Below are 15,185 nucleotides of genomic sequence, written 5' to 3'. Positions count from 1 at the left end.
AGCTTGGAGGTGTCTTATGGGTACAAAACTAGTAGAGGTGAAAGGGTTAAAGAAGCATTTTGAGGTAGAAAACAAACAAATTTTAAAAGCAGTGGATGGTTTATCTTTTGACATCTATGAAGGAGAAACGCTTGGCCTTGTAGGTGAATCAGGCTGTGGTAAATCCACAACGGGACGCACATTAATAAATCTATATCATTGTACGGAAGGGCAAGTTTTATTTAATGGTCAAGATGTACATAAGATGAATAGCAAACAGAAGAAAGCATTTAATCGACATGTGCAAATGATCTTCCAGGATCCTTATGCATCGTTGAATCCTCGGATGACAGTAACCGATATTATCGCAGAAGGAATGGATATTCACGGTCTGTTTAGTAAGAAAAAACGGCTAGAGAGAGTATATGAATTATTAGAAACCGTTGGATTAAATCGGGAGCATGCTAGTCGTTTTCCACATGAATTTAGTGGGGGACAGAGGCAAAGAATTGGCATTGCACGTGCCTTAGCTGTAGACCCTTCTTTTATCATTGCAGATGAGCCCATTTCAGCATTAGACGTGTCTGTACAGGCGCAAGTTGTAAATTTAATGAAGAAATTACAAAAAGAAAAGCAATTGACGTATTTATTTATTGCGCATGACTTAGCGATGGTGAAACATATAAGTGATCGAATCGGTGTGATGTATTTAGGACAAATGATGGAACTTACAACAAGCGACCAATTGTATGACCATCCATTGCATCCATATACGAAGTCATTGCTCTCAGCGATTCCGATACCTGACCCAAATATTGAAGAACAAAGAAAGCGTGACATTCTAGAAGGCGAAGTTCCTAGTCAAATTAATCCACCGAGTGGGTGTGTTTTCCGGACACGATGTCCTGTTGCGACAGATGTTTGTGCAAGCAGCAAACCAGATTGGACAGAAGTCGAGCCGAACCACTTTGTAGCCTGTCATCTTTATTCATAAGCTTAGCTCTCTACCTGAGGACGGTAGAGAGTTTTTTTATGTAAATCATTACCTTTTTTGTTTTGAATGATTTTTAGTTGGACATATTGGTAACTGAACATAAAAAAGGAGGGAATGCAGTGAAAGACGAAAATGAAGTAACAGGATCCAATGAAACAGAAGACACGTTAACGAATAGGCAGGGCCATCCCGTTACAAACAATCAAAATGTCCGTACGGTAGGAAATCGTGGTCCAACAACATTAGAAAATTATGATTTTCTTGAAAAAATAAGTCATTTTGATCGTGAGCGTATTCCTGAGCGTGTTGTTCATGCTCGTGGTGCGGGGGCGCACGGATATTTTGAAGCTTATGGTACTGTTGGAGATGAGCCGGTATCAAAATATACGCGAGCAAAGGTATTCCAAGAGAAAGGGAAGCAAACGCCTGTATTTGTCCGTTTTTCTTCTGTTATTCATGGGGGGCATTCTCCTGAAACATTACGTGATCCAAGAGGCTTTGCCGTGAAGTTTTACACAGAGGATGGCAATTGGGATTTGGTTGGGAATAATTTGAAGATTTTCTTTATTCGAGATCCATTAAAGTTTCCTGATTTAGTACATGCCTTTAAGCCAGATCCCGTTACAAATATTCAGGATGGTGAACGAATTTTCGACTTTGTTTCCAATTCTCCTGAAGCGACTCATATGGTTACCTTCTTATTTTCACCTTGGGGTATTCCAGCGAACTACCGGATGATGCAAGGTTCTGGAGTGAATACATATAAATGGGTGAACAAAGAAGGAAAAGGGTTCCTTGTGAAGTACCACTTTGAGCCGAAACAAGGCATTAAAAACTTAACGCAGGAAGAAGCAGAAGAGATTCAATCGAAGAATTTCAACCATGCAACACAAGACTTGTACGAAGCGATTGAAAATGGCGACTATCCTGAATGGGAGCTCTTTGTCCAAATCTTAAGTGATGATGACCATCCTGAGTTGGATTACGATCCACTAGATCCAACGAAGCTTTGGTACAAAGATGATGTTCCTTGGCTACCAGTAGGGAAAATGGTTCTAAATAAAAATCCAGAAAACTATTTCGCTGAAGTAGAGCAAGCGGCATTTGGGACAGGGGTTCTTGTTGATGGCCTTGATTTCTCTGATGATAAGCTGTTACAAGGAAGAACGTTCTCCTATTCAGATACTCAACGCTATCGTGTAGGTGCTAATTATTTGCAACTGCCGATCAACTCACCGAAGAAGCATGTGGCAACAAATCAACGTGATGGACAAATGGAGTATAAGGTTGATCAAGGGAAAAACCAAAATCCTCACGTAAATTATGAGCCTTCAACCATTGGTGGGTTAAAAGAAGCAAAAAATCCAGGCAAAGAGCATACCCCTTATGTGGAAGGAGAGCTGAAACGAGAGTCCATTGACCGGACAAACAACTTCGGTCAAGCTGGTGAAACCTACCGGAGATTCTCCGATTTTGAACGTGATGAGCTAATTAAAAACTTAGTGAACACGCTAGCTCCATGTAGAAAGGAAATTCAAGATCAGATGATTGAGAATTTCACTCAAGCCGATGCAGAGTATGGAAAAAGAGTAGCTGATGGAATTGCAGCGAAGATGAAAGAGATGGAATCAGGTGAATCAGGTCCGATAGGTACAACCCAAACGGAGCAAGCCGTTCAAGACGCGCAAGATCAAAGCCATCCATCAGATCCGTATTAAAAAAATTAGGGCCAGCCCCCTATTAGTTAACTAATAGGGGGCTGGCCCTTTTTCTTACGTTCCTGGAACTGGGGTGTGCGCTTTTGCTTTGTACACTCGATATAATATCAAGGCGAAAATCGATAAGGCAATCCCTAGCATATAAGGTAGGCCAATTGTCACGGTAAAGAGCCAGCCCCCAAGTGGTGGACCGATAATGCGGCCAAGTGAGTCAAATGATGATAAAAGCCCTGTCGTTCGTCCGTAGCCGGTTGGAGAGGCTTTGGTCAGTAATGAGGATACGCTTGGACGTATCAAGCCATTCCCAACACCAAACACGGTTAAAAATATGGCAGCTGTCACAAAACTATCAATGAATAAAATGAGCCCGAAGCCAATGGCGGAAATGATGATCCCTAATTGAATAACCGATCCTTCTCCGTATTTCTTCGTAAGCCTTCCAACTAAGCCGCCTTGAACAAGGGCACCGGCTAACCCCATAATCATAAAGATGTAGCCTAACTCAACAGCACTTAATTGAGCTCTTTCATAAGCAAAATAAGCAAATGTTGCTTCAAGACTAGCTAGCGATAACGAAACAAACCACTGCAAAATAAATAAAATCGAAACGGGGCCTTTAAAGGCTGCCCGTAATGGTGTTCGTTCTCGTAATTGCTTGTTCCGTTGTTCGGGTGTTAACGATTCTTTTAAAACGATGAATACGAATAAACATGTAACCACGGATAAAGCACCAGCTAAATAAAAGGGCAAACTTAAATTCGTTTGTGAGAAGATGCCACCAATGGCCGGTCCGAAAATAAAACCTAGACCGATTGAAGCACCTATGATCCCCATCCCTTTGCCGCGATCTTCCTCTGAGGTAATATCAGCGACATAAGCCATCACTGTCGGCATATTAGCCGAAGAGAAGAATCCCCCAATAATTCTCGCTGCAAAAAGCATCCAGAGAGTAGAAGAGACAGCTAACAAGAAAAAGGAAAGAGCTAGTCCAAATATCCCGATCATAATAACAGGTTTTCGTCCAATTTGGTCTGAGACCCGTCCCCACATCGGAGCAAATAGAAGTTGCATAAAGGAATAGACGGCCATTAATAGACCTAATTGTGTCGGAGTTGCTCCAATTTCTTCTGCATAGAAGGGCATAACAGGTATAATAATTCCAAACCCAACCATAACAAGAAACATAACTGCAAATAATACAGGTAACGCTTTCTTATTTTCCAAAATGTATGTTCACTCCAGTTTCAAGCAAGTTTTAATATTTGAGTATGTAAAGGCATTCCAATAGTTCATTATACACTGATTGCTATACTATTTTCTAGTCGAACGATTGTTAACCACGGGGACGAACGTATAGAAGGTCTACTTCTGAAATAAATAGTGACCAGTATCACAGTGTTTGTGCTTTTGAAATGATACGTTAGCTTTGCAAAATAAAGGGGGTAAAAAGACGAAGGTACTGAAAAAGACTTTTAGAGGATTCAAGAAAGCAGCAATGGTTCCGCTCATTGCTTAAAGGCTGCTGAAAAAGGTGAAAATCGTCCCTTTTTCAGCAGCCTCAAAAAACGCCTATTTCAGTGCTCTCTTATCTCCCGGAAGTGTAGTCGCCATTTTTTCCGCCTGTTTTGCTTAGGAGGAAGGTGTCTTTGATGATCATGCTCTTATCTACGGCTTTACACATATCATAGAACGTTAATGCAGCAGCTGATACAGCTGTTAATGCTTCCATTTCGACACCTGTATTTCCTTTGCAGGAGACTTCCGCTTGCATGATGAGTTCATATCCATCGGACGCTTCCTTGTATTCAAAGTGAAAATCGACTCCTGTAATTTGAATAGGATGGCACATCGGGATCAAGTCAGGTGTTTTTTTCGCTGCCATAATCCCTGCAATTTGGGCCACTTGAAGGGGATCGCCTTTTTTGATTTGGGCATTTTGAATGGCATCATATAATTCTTTTTTTAAGACAATCGTACTTTGGGCAACAGCGGTTCGTTTTGTTTGATCTTTTTGAGAAATATCAACCATCTTGGGACGGCCTTTTTCATTCCAATGTGAAAATTCACTCATGTTTTCGCTCTCCTTAGTTGTTTCGTTATTCCATTCACTTTCATAGTTAATATTCGTAAATTCACGTTGATTACTAGGATAGTGTAGATAGTTTACCTGAGCTTTTTGCAACAATGGTCGCATGCTTCTTCGATTGTTTTCAACTAGCTCTTCTGCTAATGGCAAACATCGACGATGATACATAGCCACTAATGGCTGCTCCTTTTCTCCTGTGACCGGAACGATCGCGTCATAAGAGGAGTCCATTGCCTCTATTAGTAACGAGTTGATGATGTTTGAAGAAATAAACGGGATGTCAGCAGCTAGCACAACATACCAATCAACGTCTTGAATTGTTTGCATAGCAAAAGTCAGCGCAAATAACGGACCATGGTGCGGTTTCTTCTCAATTAGTAAAGGTGCATCGTTTGGGTTAAACTGCGATGCAAGTGATGCATTCGTAATGATATACACCGAATCAATCCCACTAGCATGAAGAGCATTCGTGCTGTGTTCATAAAAAGGAAGACCATGATGATATTCAAACATTTTCGGTTGTCCGTAGCGTGAAGATTGTCCACCAGCTAAAACGATACCTGCTACGTTCATTTCTTTACCAGCTCGTCAGTAAAGTGAGAGATAGTTGGTAATATTAATTTTTCCATAGCGAGTTTCACCGCGTTTGTGGAGCCTGGTAAGGCATAAATAGCTGTTGCTTGTTTACTTCCAGCTACAGCTCGACTAAATAAGGCTTTTGGACCGATTTCTTCATAACTTAACATACGAAATAATTCGCCAAAGCCGTCCATCTGTTTATCTAAAACTTGAGAGACGGCCTCATATGTAACATCACGTGGAGAAAACCCAGTTCCGCCATTAAGGATAATGGCTTGAATGTCGTTGTTATCTGTCCATGTTGCGATAACTTCTTGAATCAAAAGAAGTTCATCCTTTACAATCTGATAATCAACAATAGAATGATCCTTTGCTTGTAAAAGAGCTTGGATTGCCTGCCCGCTACGATCATCTTCTTGATTTCGCGTATCTGAAATCGTTAAGATAGCAACGTTTACACTTTTGGAAGTATTTATATTATGCATAGAAGTCCTTCACCTTCCTTTTTTTATGTTAGAATGATTTATTATATCTGAATTAATAGTAACAGCTTTTTACGAATCAACCAATATTCGCCGATCTTGAGAGAGGAAAGAAAAGGAGGAATGGACTTGGAAATCAATCACGTTAGAGATAAATACTTGCGACCATTACAAGATTTGCGTATATCAATCATGGACAAGTGTAATTTCCGCTGTTCCTACTGTATGCCGCAAGAAGTGTTCGGCGAGGATTATGTATTTATGAGAGAAGAAGAACTGCTCTCTTTTGATGAAATTGAACGATTGGTTCGGCAATTTACCACATTAGGAGTGAAGAAACTTCGCTTAACAGGTGGAGAACCACTTCTTCGAAAAAATGTACCAGAATTAATTAAGCGACTATCGGTTATTAAGGGAATTGAAGATATCGCTTTGACGACAAATGGCGTTCATTTAGTAAAACAGGCAAAGCTACTTAAAGAAGCGGGCTTAATGCGTGTGAATGTTAGCTTAGATGCGCTTACAACGGAAATTTTCCAACAAATGAATGGAAGAAAAGTGACCTCAGCAGTCGTCTTAAAAGGCATAGATGCCGCATTAGAAGCGGGACTTGAAGTTAAAATTAATATGGTTGTAAAAAAAGGCGTAAATGAAGGGGAAGTTGTAAAGTTAGCTCGTTACTGTAAAGAAAGAGACATTCAGTTACGTTTTATTGAATTTATGGATGTTGGTCAAACAAATGGCTGGGACTTCTCTCAAGTTGTAACCAAAAAAGAACTTCTAGAACAAGTTTCAACGATTGCACCGATTGAAGAAGTGGAAAGAGACTATTTGGGGGAAGTGGCCACACGCTATCGATATAGTGGGACAAACACAGAGATTGGCATTATTTCATCTGTCTCAGATACCTTTTGTGGAAATTGCACACGTGCTCGGATTTCAGCGGATGGAAAGTTATATACTTGTTTATTTGCCGAGTCAGGCTATGATTTACGCTCGCTCATTCGTGCAAATACTTCTGATCAAGAAATCGTTTCAAAGATTACAGAGATTTGGAGTGCACGTACAGATAAGTACTCAGAAGAACGGACAGAAGAAACGGTCAAAAACCGCAAGAAAATTGAAATGTCCTATATTGGTGGGTAGAATAATGCAAGGGGATTCCCCTTGCATTATTTACTAATGTTTGGAATGATAAAAACAGGATTTTTCGAAATATTTAAATTGGAGTGAGTGCTGTGGTAGAAAAGCGAAAGCCGATCCAAGTTGAAGAAGCAGTAAAAAGAGTTATGGAACAAGAGGTTCATCCACAATCTGAAACGGTGAATATAGAGGACAGTTACGGAAGGTTTTTGGCAGAAGATTTAGTAGCGTCTCACGATGTGCCAGCGTTTGATCGTTCTCCTTATGATGGTTTTGCGATTCGGGCTGAAGATACGAATGAAGCGAATTCGAACAATCCCATTGAATTTGATGTCGTAGGCGAAATTGGTGCAGGGTATGTCTTTGAAGGTGAAGTCAAACCATTTCAGGCTGTAAGAATTATGACGGGAGCCCCTATTCCAAAAGGATGCGACGCTGTTGTGATGCTTGAGTTAACAAAAGAAGTTAGCGATAAAAAGATACTAATCAAACGTTTGTTTAAAAAAGGCAACAACATTTCCTATCAAGGCGAGGACACTCAAAAAGGTACCATATTAGTAAAGAAGGGCACGCAAATTAATCCGGGGATCGTGGCATTGCTCGCAACCTTTGGGTATCACAAAGTTACGGTTGCTAAAAAGCCAGTCATTGGTGTAATTGCAACAGGAAGTGAATTACTAAACATTGATGAACCACTTGCACCAGGTAAAATTAGAAATTCAAATGCCTACATGATTATGGCCCAAATCGAAAGAGCGGGTGGACAAGCCGTTTATTTCGGGAAATTAAACGATGATCTGGACGCTTGTTTTGCTGCAACAAAAGAAGCTCTATCGAAAGTCGATATGTTAATCACAACTGGTGGTGTATCGGTAGGAGATTATGATTTTGTACCAGCAATCTTAAAACAAGTAGGAGCGACCGTGCTCTTTAATAAAGTAGCCATGCGACCAGGAAGTGTAACAACTGTGGCAACAGTAGACGGGAAGATGATCTACGGGTTATCTGGAAATCCATCTGCTTGTTATGTTGGCTTTGAGTTATTTGTTCACCCGATGTTACGAAGAGCGTTATATAATACATACCCGCATTTGCAAAAAGTGAAAGCAACATTAGGAACGGATTTTCCAAAACCGAATCCTTTTATGAGGCTAGTTCGGGCAAAAATAGATTTTATCGAAGGCAGATTAATCGCCTCTCCTTCTGGGGTTGATAAATCAGGAATCGTCAGCTCTTTAGGTGGAGCGGATTGCTTGCTCCTCTTACCTGGGGGAACAAGAGGGTATGAAAAAGAGATGACCGTTGATGTCTTGTTATTAGAGGATCATCAAGGAAGTGAATGGCCTTGGAACAATATTGTCCCATCTTACAGGTAGTCGGCTATCAAAATAGTGGAAAGACGACTTTAATGGAAGCGCTCATTAAACGATGTAGCGAATCGGGTTTACAGGTAGCAACCATTAAGCATCATGGTCACACAAGCCCCCAAAGAAATGAGAGCAAACTTAAGGATAGTGAGCGTCACATGGAGGCTGGAGCTGACATGACTGCTGTTGAAGGGGGAGGCTCCTTGCAGCTTCATATTAAGAATCAAACATGGTCTCTAGAGAAAATGGTGAAACTATATGAAACCTTTTCACCCGACATCTTATTGGTTGAAGGATTTAAAAAAGAGCCCTATCCAAAAGTGGTTATTCTTCGTAGTGAAAAGGATGTTGATTTGTTACGTGCAAGCAATATCGTTTGTGCGATTACATGGAAATCCCTACCCGATGATCAACAAGACTTTCCAATCTTTCACGTAAATGATACGCCAAAATCGATAGAATATATTTTACAGAAATTGAGTGATGAACATGAGTCAACTATTTGACATTCAAGATACACCGTTATCGATGGAAGAAGTTGTCGCTAAGGTGACAAGACGAGAATGTGGCGCTATTGCTACATTTATTGGTACTGTCAGAGAGCTAACGCACGGGAAGCGAACGCTTAAATTAGAATATCAAGCGTATAAACCAATGGCCATTAAAATGCTAGAGCAAATCGGCCAAGAAGTTCGTGATAAGTGGCCAGGATCAACGATTGCAATTACACACCGTGTAGGAACATTAGATATATCTGAAATTGCTGTGATTATTGCTGTATCGACTCCGCATCGTAAAGCCGCTTATGAAGCAAATGAATATGCGATGGAGCGTATTAAGCAGATTGTGCCCATATGGAAGAAAGAATTTTGGGAAGATGGGACGAAGTGGGTCGGTGATCAATTAGAACAGACTGCGTATCCTGAAGGGAAACCGAAAATTAAGGGGGGAGAACATGATTAAAATCTTATTGTTTGCTGAACTTCAAGAAGAAGCAGGGACAGATCAAGTCGAGGTTGACAAAGCAGGTGAAACGGTCGATGACATCAAGTCTTGGTTACAACAACAGTATCATTTCACGTCACTTGAACAAACGATGGTTGCGATAAATGAAAGCTATGCCGATGAAAATGAAGTTGTAAAAGATGGAGATGTGATTGCGTTTATTCCTCCTGTAAGTGGAGGGTGACCAATGGAGAAACCCCTGATTCATAAAGGATCAGGGGTTTTCTTCTAAGCGTTTATTAATCTTGCAATTGCTTCGTTGCGGCTATGCTGTTCTTCTTCAGAAGCTAGATCGTATTTCTTTAACAGGTGAAATAATTCGTTTAACTCAAGTTGGGATGGTTCTTCTGCTAAAAACTGCTGGCAACCTTCAAAAAGCTCAGCAGGTAGAAATGATTTTTGTGAATCTAACTTCGAATAGACATCTTCTAATGGGTGGTCTAATTTACACGAGCTCATATAATCCCTCCTTATTTTAGTTTCCCTCTGAATCAAGGATGATGCGTTTGGGGTGTGAATAAATATTAAAAGAAGATCCTCTAATGAATCCGACCGCTGTGATATTTAAGTCTTCTGCAAGTTGGATTGCTAAATCGGTAGGAGCTGACTTTGATAATACAATACCGACTCCAATTTTAGCAGCTTTCGTTAAAATTTCGGATGAAATACGGCCACTAAATACGAGAATTTTATCTTTAACCGTGATGCCATTTAAGAGGGAATATCCGTATAGCTTGTCAAGTGCGTTATGCCTGCCTATATCGGAGCGGGAAACGATCAGCTCATCGGCAGTACAAAGAGCCGCATTATGAACCCCACCTGTATTTTTAAACACAACACTAGCATCTTGCATTTTTTTCATTAAATCCATACATTGTCGAGCTGTAATGGTTGTAGATGTCATCGATGTTTTGGCTGTGCGCACGTCATTTTGAAAATAAAACTGTCTACTCTTGCCGCAGCAGGAACCGATGAAGCGCTTGGAAAAATACTGCTGATTTTGCACTTCTGCATGTAGATGAACGTAAGCAAACCCACGATCTTGATCAATCGTCATGTCTTTAATTTCTTTTCTGAAGCGAATAACTCCTTCCGATGCTAAAAAACCAATGACCATTTCCTCAAAATCTCTTGGGCTGCAAACCATTGTAGCAAATTCTTCGTTATTTATATAAATAGTCAAAGGGAACTCGATTACAATATCATCTTCTAATTTAGAGAAATGATGATGGCCATACTTAATAATAGATCTAGTTGAACTTAGTGAATCAGTCAAACAAACTCCCCCTTTGTATAAAAATAGGAACGTATCAAATATAAACACATTCTCTTTTAACTGACAAGACTTCTAATAGAAAATCAAGCATAAAAGCTTTAGATTTACAATATAATTATATTGAATTTTTTTTGAAAACAGGTTATGATTTATTTGCATTCATAAATCTGTAACATTTAAGAATCGAGATAGCGACCCTGTCTTCGGTATTAAATGAGCAGCTGTTGTAAGCGATTACTATTGGTACGAAAGTAGCGAAACCTGCTTGAGACTAATCGTCGTGCTTTTTTAGGGAATTCTATTTTTCCCTTAAGAGAGTTACGTCGATTTTTTTGTGTTTTTTGAGAGAAGAGGAGTGTGGAAAATGGGAGAAATGAAGGGGAAATTAAAGAACCGTTGGTTGATTGCATTAGCTGCCGTTGGAATTCATATTTCTATCGGTTCTGTGTATGCTTGGAGTGTTTTCACTAACCCGATTAGGGATCAGCTTGGTTGGGATTTGAGTGCGGTTTCTTTAACATTTAGTATTGCGATCGTGTTTTTAGGATTATCGGCAGCCTTTATGGGACATTTTGTTGAAAAGTATGGCCCGCGAAAGTCAGGGTTAGTGGCAGCAACCTTTTTTGGGATTGGCTTAGTCGGTGCAGGCTTTGCTATCAACATAGAGTCGATTGGGCTTCTCTATTTCACATACGGAGCACTTGGTGGGATCGGTCTTGGTGTTGGTTACATTACGCCAGTATCCACTCTAGTAAAATGGTTCCCAGATCGTCGTGGATTAGCAACAGGGCTTGCTATAATGGGATTTGGGTTTTCAGCCATGATTGCTAGTCCGATTATGGCCAATTTGATTGATTCAGTTGGTATTGCGAATACATTTTTTACGTTAGGTATTATTTATTTTATCATTATGTTAGCATCAGCTCTTTACATTGAACGGCCGCCTGCTGGCTACATGGCAGATGTACAAGGTGACGGCAAGAAAGTGAAGTCAGATCTTTCTCAATTAACGGCAAATGAAGCGGTGAAAACAAGAAGGTTCTGGTACTTATGGGTCATGTTATTTATCAATGTAACTTGCGGGATTGCGATTTTGTCTGTTGCCTCACCGATGGCGCAAGAAATTGCTGGTCTATCAGCAGCTGCTGCCGCAACGATGGTTGGTGTGATGGGGGTATTTAATGGCTTAGGTCGAATTGGCTGGGCATCTGTTTCTGATTATATAGGTCGAGCAAATGTGTATACAGCATTCTTTGTTATTCAAATTGTCACGTTCTTTGCTCTTCCTAGTATTACTCATGCGATATTATTCCAAGCCGTATTGTTCTTGATCCTTACCTGTTATGGTGGAGGGTTTGCGGCGATTCCAGCCTATATTGGTGATTTGTTTGGGACGAAGCAGTTAGGGGCCATTCATGGTTATATTTTAACGGCTTGGGCATTAGCGGGCTTAGTTGGGCCAATCCTAGCATCATGGATTCGCGAAACAACTGATAGCTATGCAGGTACTCTTTATATCTTTGGATTTATGTTTATCGCTGCATTAATTGTTTCCCTTGTAATTCGAATAGATATTAAGCAATTAAAAGCGAAGAACGATGTGAAAAATTTAGCTAGTTAACTATTTGACATTTGAAGGAACTCGAACTACTCTTTTAGTAAGTAAAAGAAAATGAGGGTACAGAAAATGAACAAATACGAGGCAGAATTTAGTAACTTAGTACGTTCCTTCAGAAAGAAGCATATGGGCAAAGGTCCAAGTAAAATAAGCACAACCTTTTGCAAAAATTGGGTGATATGTGAGATGGAAGGGAACCTTTCTCCTGTTGAGAAGTTTATTGCTACAGCCGATGAGGGAAAGCAGATGCTAAGAGCGGCCAGAACAGAGATGGTTAAAGATATGTATCGGAAAAATCATCCTATTGAGATGGAAGATTTTTTGCAATGCAAGTTTCTAGACCTCTATGTTGATATAGATATAGAGAAAGATTATGGAATTTCCATTTTTGTATTCGATGAAAATTTAGAAGACAAATTTTCGAAAAAACTATAGATTTGGTTTGGTACTTAGTAGCGATCCTGCAAAAGACTTAACCACCGTCCATACCACAAAAAAATTGGGGTAGTACGGTGGTTTTTTTATTGAAATAACCATAGAGATAAGTAATAAGTATTTGGGGAGTGAGTCATTATGGGAAAAACTAAACATCAAGGACCGATCAAAGCAACAAAAGCTCTTCAACCGAAGCATTGGGTTAGTCCTATTCCATTTGGTCTTGGAAAAGTGAAGCCAAAACATATCCGAGATTCGATGAAAATTGCTTGGGATAACAAAGATAATCTTGGATATGCAACACGAATTTTAACTAAAGGGGTTTGTGATGGTTGTGCTTTAGGTGTATCAGGAATGTATGATCAGACATTAAAAGGGCCTCATATGTGTACAACAAGATTGAATGTTCTTAGATTGAACACAGCTCCTGCTATTAAAGAAGAAATCTTGCATGCTGATATTGATGAATTAAGAAAGTATGATAGTACGGAACTAAGAAAATTAGGTCGGATTCCTTATCCTCTTATTCGTCGCAAAGGAGAGAGAAAATTCTCTCGATTAACGTGGGATGAGGCAATGGATCTGATTGCGGATAAAATGAAGCAATTGAATCCAAGACAATATGCATTTTATTTAACATCAAGAGGTATTACAAATGAATCGTATTATGTTGCGGCAAAAGTAGCGCGTTACTTAGGTGCAAATAACATCGATAATGCCAGTCGTATTTGCCACTCCCCGAGTAAAACGGCATTAAAGCGTTCAATTGGGGTTGGTGCATCAACCTGTAACTATCAAGATTGGTTTGGTGCAGATGTTCTTTTATTCTGGGGAAGCGTTGCATCAAATGCATCGCCTGTTTCAACGAAATATATGCTTGAGGCGAAAAAACGTGGAGCAAAAATCATTGTTATTAACCCTTATAAAGAGCCTGCCATGGATAAATACTGGGTTCCTTCGAATGCGGAATCTGCGTTATTTGGAACCAAGATTGCTGATGATTTCTATCAAGTGAACATTGGTGGAGATATCGCCTTTATGCACGGGATTATGAAGCATTGGTTTGAGATGGAAGAGCAGGCTCATGGTTCAGCTATTAATCATGAATTTGTACAGGAACATGTGAATGATTATGAGGAATTAAAAGCGCATGTTATGACTCAATCATGGGATGCCATTATTAAGTCAGCTGGAATTACGAAAGAGAGAATCATTGAGTTATCAGAACTACTAGCAAACAGCAAAAATGCGGTGTATGCGTGGGCATTAGGATTAACGATGCATGCTTTTGCATCAGATAATATTTCTCAAGTAGCCAATCTTGCTCTTCTTCGTGGACACTTAGGACGCAAAAATAATGGTTTAATGCCATTCCGTGGACATTCGTCTGTTCAAGGATCAGGTGAAATGGGGGCGGACCCATTTGTATTGCCAGGTGGAGATTTTGTTGAAGACAACATCCAGCGCATGGAAAAAATCTGGGGATTTGATATTCCTAGATGGCAAGGAGATGTTGTGGGGATTACATTAGAAAACATCGTTCTTCCACAAGACCATGAACGTAAAGTGAAGCTATACTATATGTCAGGTGGGAACTTCTTAGAGACAATGCCTGATCCTACGTTTATCGAAAAAGCATTAGCAGAATTAGAGGTTCGTGTACACCAAGATATTATCTTAAACACATCCACTCTAGTCGATGCAAAAGAAGCTGTTATCGTTCTTCCAGCGAAAACTCGTTATGAGCAAGATGGCGGCGGTACGTCAACATCAACTGAGAGAATGGTCTATTTCTCACCTGAAATCGAAGGAAACAAAAATCATATCGAAGAAGCTCGTTCAGAATGGAAGATCTATGTCGACCTCGCTAAGCGAGTGAAGCCAGAAGCGGCTCATTTAGTTGATTTCAAAACAGGACAAGAAATCCGTAATGAAATAGCGATTGCCAACCCAAATTACGAAGGTGTTCAACACTTAAAGGAACAAGGAGATGTGTTCCAATGGGGCGGGGCATGGCTTTGTGAAGATGGCATCTGCCCTACTTCAGATGGCAAAGGAAGCCTCCTTGCTGTTGATATTCCTGATATGGGCAAAAAGGAAGGGCAATTTGTTCTTACGACACGCCGCGGAAAACAGTTTAACTCAATGGTCTACAAGGAAACGGATCCGTTTAACAATGCGGAGCGTTACGATGTCCTCATTAATGCAGAGGATGCTCATGAATTAAGCATCGCTGAAGGGGAAGGAATTGTTATTCATAATGGATTTGGTGTTTTCCAAGGAAAAGCGAAATACGCAGAGATTTCAAAAGGAAATCTTGGCGTTCATTTTCCAGAAGGTAACTTCTTGCTACCAAAAGGAAGATATGAAAAACTAGCAAAAATTCCTGATTACAATGTCACTGTCAAAGTAGAAAAAGCAGACCGCTATAATGCAAGAAAAGACACAAAATATGTCGAAAGAAGAATAGAAGACTTAGAAATGTCTGCTCCAGGTTAAAAAA

The 15,185-nt window shown here is 40.0% G+C and carries 15 protein-coding genes and 1 pseudogene; 10 read left to right on the top strand and 6 right to left on the bottom strand.

All coding sequences use genetic code 11. From position 1 onward, the window contains the following. The first annotated feature begins 16 nt into the window (after positions 1–16). Entirely contained in the window at positions 17–973 is a 957-nt protein-coding gene (locus LQ50_RS14700) for an ABC transporter ATP-binding protein (protein ID WP_034630687.1), read from the top strand. An 86-nt stretch (positions 974–1,059) separates the two neighbouring features. Then, positions 1,060–2,691, top strand: a complete 1,632-nt coding sequence (gene katX / locus LQ50_RS14695) for a catalase KatX (protein WP_373279208.1) — start codon at positions 1,060–1,062, stop codon at positions 2,689–2,691. 54 nt (positions 2,692–2,745) lie between these two features. Here the strand turns inward: katX and LQ50_RS14690 are convergent, their stop codons facing one another. The 4 genes and pseudogenes from LQ50_RS14690 to LQ50_RS14680 all read right to left on the bottom strand — a co-directional run bounded on the left by LQ50_RS14690 (position 2,746) and on the right by LQ50_RS14680 (position 5,841). Continuing rightward, positions 2,746–3,915: a tetracycline resistance MFS efflux pump gene (locus tag LQ50_RS14690; RefSeq protein ID WP_034630682.1), complete on the bottom strand. Its 1,170-nt coding sequence runs from the start codon at positions 3,913–3,915 to the stop codon at positions 2,746–2,748. Between the two features lie 361 nt (positions 3,916–4,276). Next, positions 4,277–4,762, bottom strand: coding sequence for a cyclic pyranopterin monophosphate synthase MoaC (gene moaC, locus LQ50_RS26040; protein ID WP_034630808.1), 486 nt, complete (start codon positions 4,760–4,762; stop codon positions 4,277–4,279). A 114-nt stretch (positions 4,763–4,876) separates the two neighbouring features. Continuing rightward, positions 4,877–5,350: pseudogene (locus LQ50_RS26035) on the bottom strand (molybdenum cofactor guanylyltransferase); the annotation flags it as partial. After that, positions 5,347–5,841, bottom strand: coding sequence for a MogA/MoaB family molybdenum cofactor biosynthesis protein (locus LQ50_RS14680; RefSeq protein WP_034630679.1), 495 nt, complete (start codon positions 5,839–5,841; stop codon positions 5,347–5,349). The gene LQ50_RS14680 and the pseudogene LQ50_RS26035, both read right to left, overlap by 4 nt. Before the next feature lie 126 nt (positions 5,842–5,967). On the opposite strand from LQ50_RS14680, the gene moaA reads away from it, so the two are divergent. From moaA to moaD, 5 genes are all read left to right on the top strand, one after another. Continuing rightward, positions 5,968–6,984: a GTP 3',8-cyclase MoaA gene (gene moaA / locus LQ50_RS14675; protein ID WP_272913725.1), complete on the top strand. Its 1,017-nt coding sequence runs from the start codon at positions 5,968–5,970 to the stop codon at positions 6,982–6,984. A 92-nt stretch (positions 6,985–7,076) separates the two neighbouring features. Beyond that, positions 7,077–8,357: a molybdopterin molybdotransferase MoeA gene (locus LQ50_RS14670; RefSeq protein ID WP_034630675.1), complete on the top strand. Its 1,281-nt coding sequence runs from the start codon at positions 7,077–7,079 to the stop codon at positions 8,355–8,357. Then, positions 8,321–8,854 (top strand): molybdopterin-guanine dinucleotide biosynthesis protein B, encoded by a 534-nt coding sequence (mobB, locus tag LQ50_RS14665; RefSeq protein ID WP_034630674.1) that lies wholly within the window; start codon positions 8,321–8,323, stop codon positions 8,852–8,854. The genes LQ50_RS14670 and mobB overlap by 37 nt, the downstream gene beginning before the upstream one ends. Beyond that, positions 8,838–9,311, top strand: a complete 474-nt coding sequence (locus LQ50_RS14660) for a molybdenum cofactor biosynthesis protein MoaE (RefSeq protein ID WP_034630673.1) — start codon at positions 8,838–8,840, stop codon at positions 9,309–9,311. The genes mobB and LQ50_RS14660 overlap by 17 nt, the downstream gene beginning before the upstream one ends. Further along, positions 9,304–9,537, top strand: a complete 234-nt coding sequence (gene moaD, locus LQ50_RS14655; protein ID WP_034630672.1) for a molybdopterin converting factor subunit 1 — start codon at positions 9,304–9,306, stop codon at positions 9,535–9,537. The genes LQ50_RS14660 and moaD overlap by 8 nt, the downstream gene beginning before the upstream one ends. Positions 9,538–9,581: 44 nt before the next feature. Here the strand turns inward: moaD and LQ50_RS14650 are convergent, their stop codons facing one another. After that, the gene (locus LQ50_RS14650; RefSeq protein ID WP_034630671.1) at positions 9,582–9,812 is read right to left on the bottom strand and encodes a hypothetical protein; all 231 of its coding nucleotides are present in this window, start codon (positions 9,810–9,812) and stop codon (positions 9,582–9,584) included. A gap of 16 nt (positions 9,813–9,828) precedes the next feature. Continuing rightward, the gene (gene fdhD, locus LQ50_RS14645) at positions 9,829–10,629 is read right to left on the bottom strand and encodes a formate dehydrogenase accessory sulfurtransferase FdhD (RefSeq protein WP_034630669.1); all 801 of its coding nucleotides are present in this window, start codon (positions 10,627–10,629) and stop codon (positions 9,829–9,831) included. A 373-nt stretch (positions 10,630–11,002) separates the two neighbouring features. Between fdhD and LQ50_RS14640 the strand changes: the two genes are divergently transcribed. From LQ50_RS14640 to LQ50_RS14630, 3 genes are all read left to right on the top strand, one after another. After that, the gene (locus tag LQ50_RS14640) at positions 11,003–12,250 is read left to right on the top strand and encodes an L-lactate MFS transporter (RefSeq protein ID WP_034630805.1); all 1,248 of its coding nucleotides are present in this window, start codon (positions 11,003–11,005) and stop codon (positions 12,248–12,250) included. 66 nt (positions 12,251–12,316) lie between these two features. Further along, a complete protein-coding gene (locus LQ50_RS14635; protein ID WP_034630668.1) occupies positions 12,317–12,682 on the top strand; it encodes a Na-translocating system protein MpsC family protein in 366 nt (121 codons plus the stop codon). A gap of 138 nt (positions 12,683–12,820) precedes the next feature. After that, on the top strand, positions 12,821–15,181 hold the full coding sequence (locus LQ50_RS14630; RefSeq protein ID WP_034630666.1) for an FdhF/YdeP family oxidoreductase: 2,361 nt from the start codon (positions 12,821–12,823) through the stop codon (positions 15,179–15,181). Positions 15,182–15,185: the final 4 nt, after the last annotated feature.

The organism is Halalkalibacter okhensis (assembly GCF_000787375.1).
In the GTDB taxonomy this organism is placed as follows: domain Bacteria; phylum Bacillota; class Bacilli; order Bacillales; family Bacillaceae_D; genus Halalkalibacter; species Halalkalibacter okhensis.
The sequence above is the reverse complement of the archived record's forward strand: the minus strand, read 5'-3'. Positions and strand labels throughout refer to the sequence as shown.

What these genes read in the sequence shown, in the direction of transcription:
- moaD (WP_034630672.1), top strand. Translation starts at nt 9,304, where the DNA reads ATGATTAAAATCTTATTGTTTGCTGAACTTCAAGAAGAAGCAGGGACA.
- LQ50_RS14660 (WP_034630673.1), top strand. Translation starts at nt 8,838, where the DNA reads ATGAGTCAACTATTTGACATTCAAGATACACCGTTATCGATGGAAGAA.
- LQ50_RS14635 (WP_034630668.1), top strand. Translation starts at nt 12,317, where the DNA reads ATGAACAAATACGAGGCAGAATTTAGTAACTTAGTACGTTCCTTCAGA.
- LQ50_RS14640 (WP_034630805.1), top strand. Translation starts at nt 11,003, where the DNA reads ATGAAGGGGAAATTAAAGAACCGTTGGTTGATTGCATTAGCTGCCGTT.
- mobB (WP_034630674.1), top strand. Translation starts at nt 8,321, where the DNA reads ATGGCCTTGGAACAATATTGTCCCATCTTACAGGTAGTCGGCTATCAA.
- LQ50_RS14630 (WP_034630666.1), top strand. Translation starts at nt 12,821, where the DNA reads ATGGGAAAAACTAAACATCAAGGACCGATCAAAGCAACAAAAGCTCTT.
- LQ50_RS14650 (WP_034630671.1), bottom strand. Translation starts at nt 9,812, where the DNA reads ATGAGCTCGTGTAAATTAGACCACCCATTAGAAGATGTCTATTCGAAG.
- moaC (WP_034630808.1), bottom strand. Translation starts at nt 4,762, where the DNA reads ATGAGTGAATTTTCACATTGGAATGAAAAAGGCCGTCCCAAGATGGTT.
- LQ50_RS14700 (WP_034630687.1), top strand. Translation starts at nt 17, where the DNA reads ATGGGTACAAAACTAGTAGAGGTGAAAGGGTTAAAGAAGCATTTTGAG.
- LQ50_RS14680 (WP_034630679.1), bottom strand. Translation starts at nt 5,841, where the DNA reads ATGCATAATATAAATACTTCCAAAAGTGTAAACGTTGCTATCTTAACG.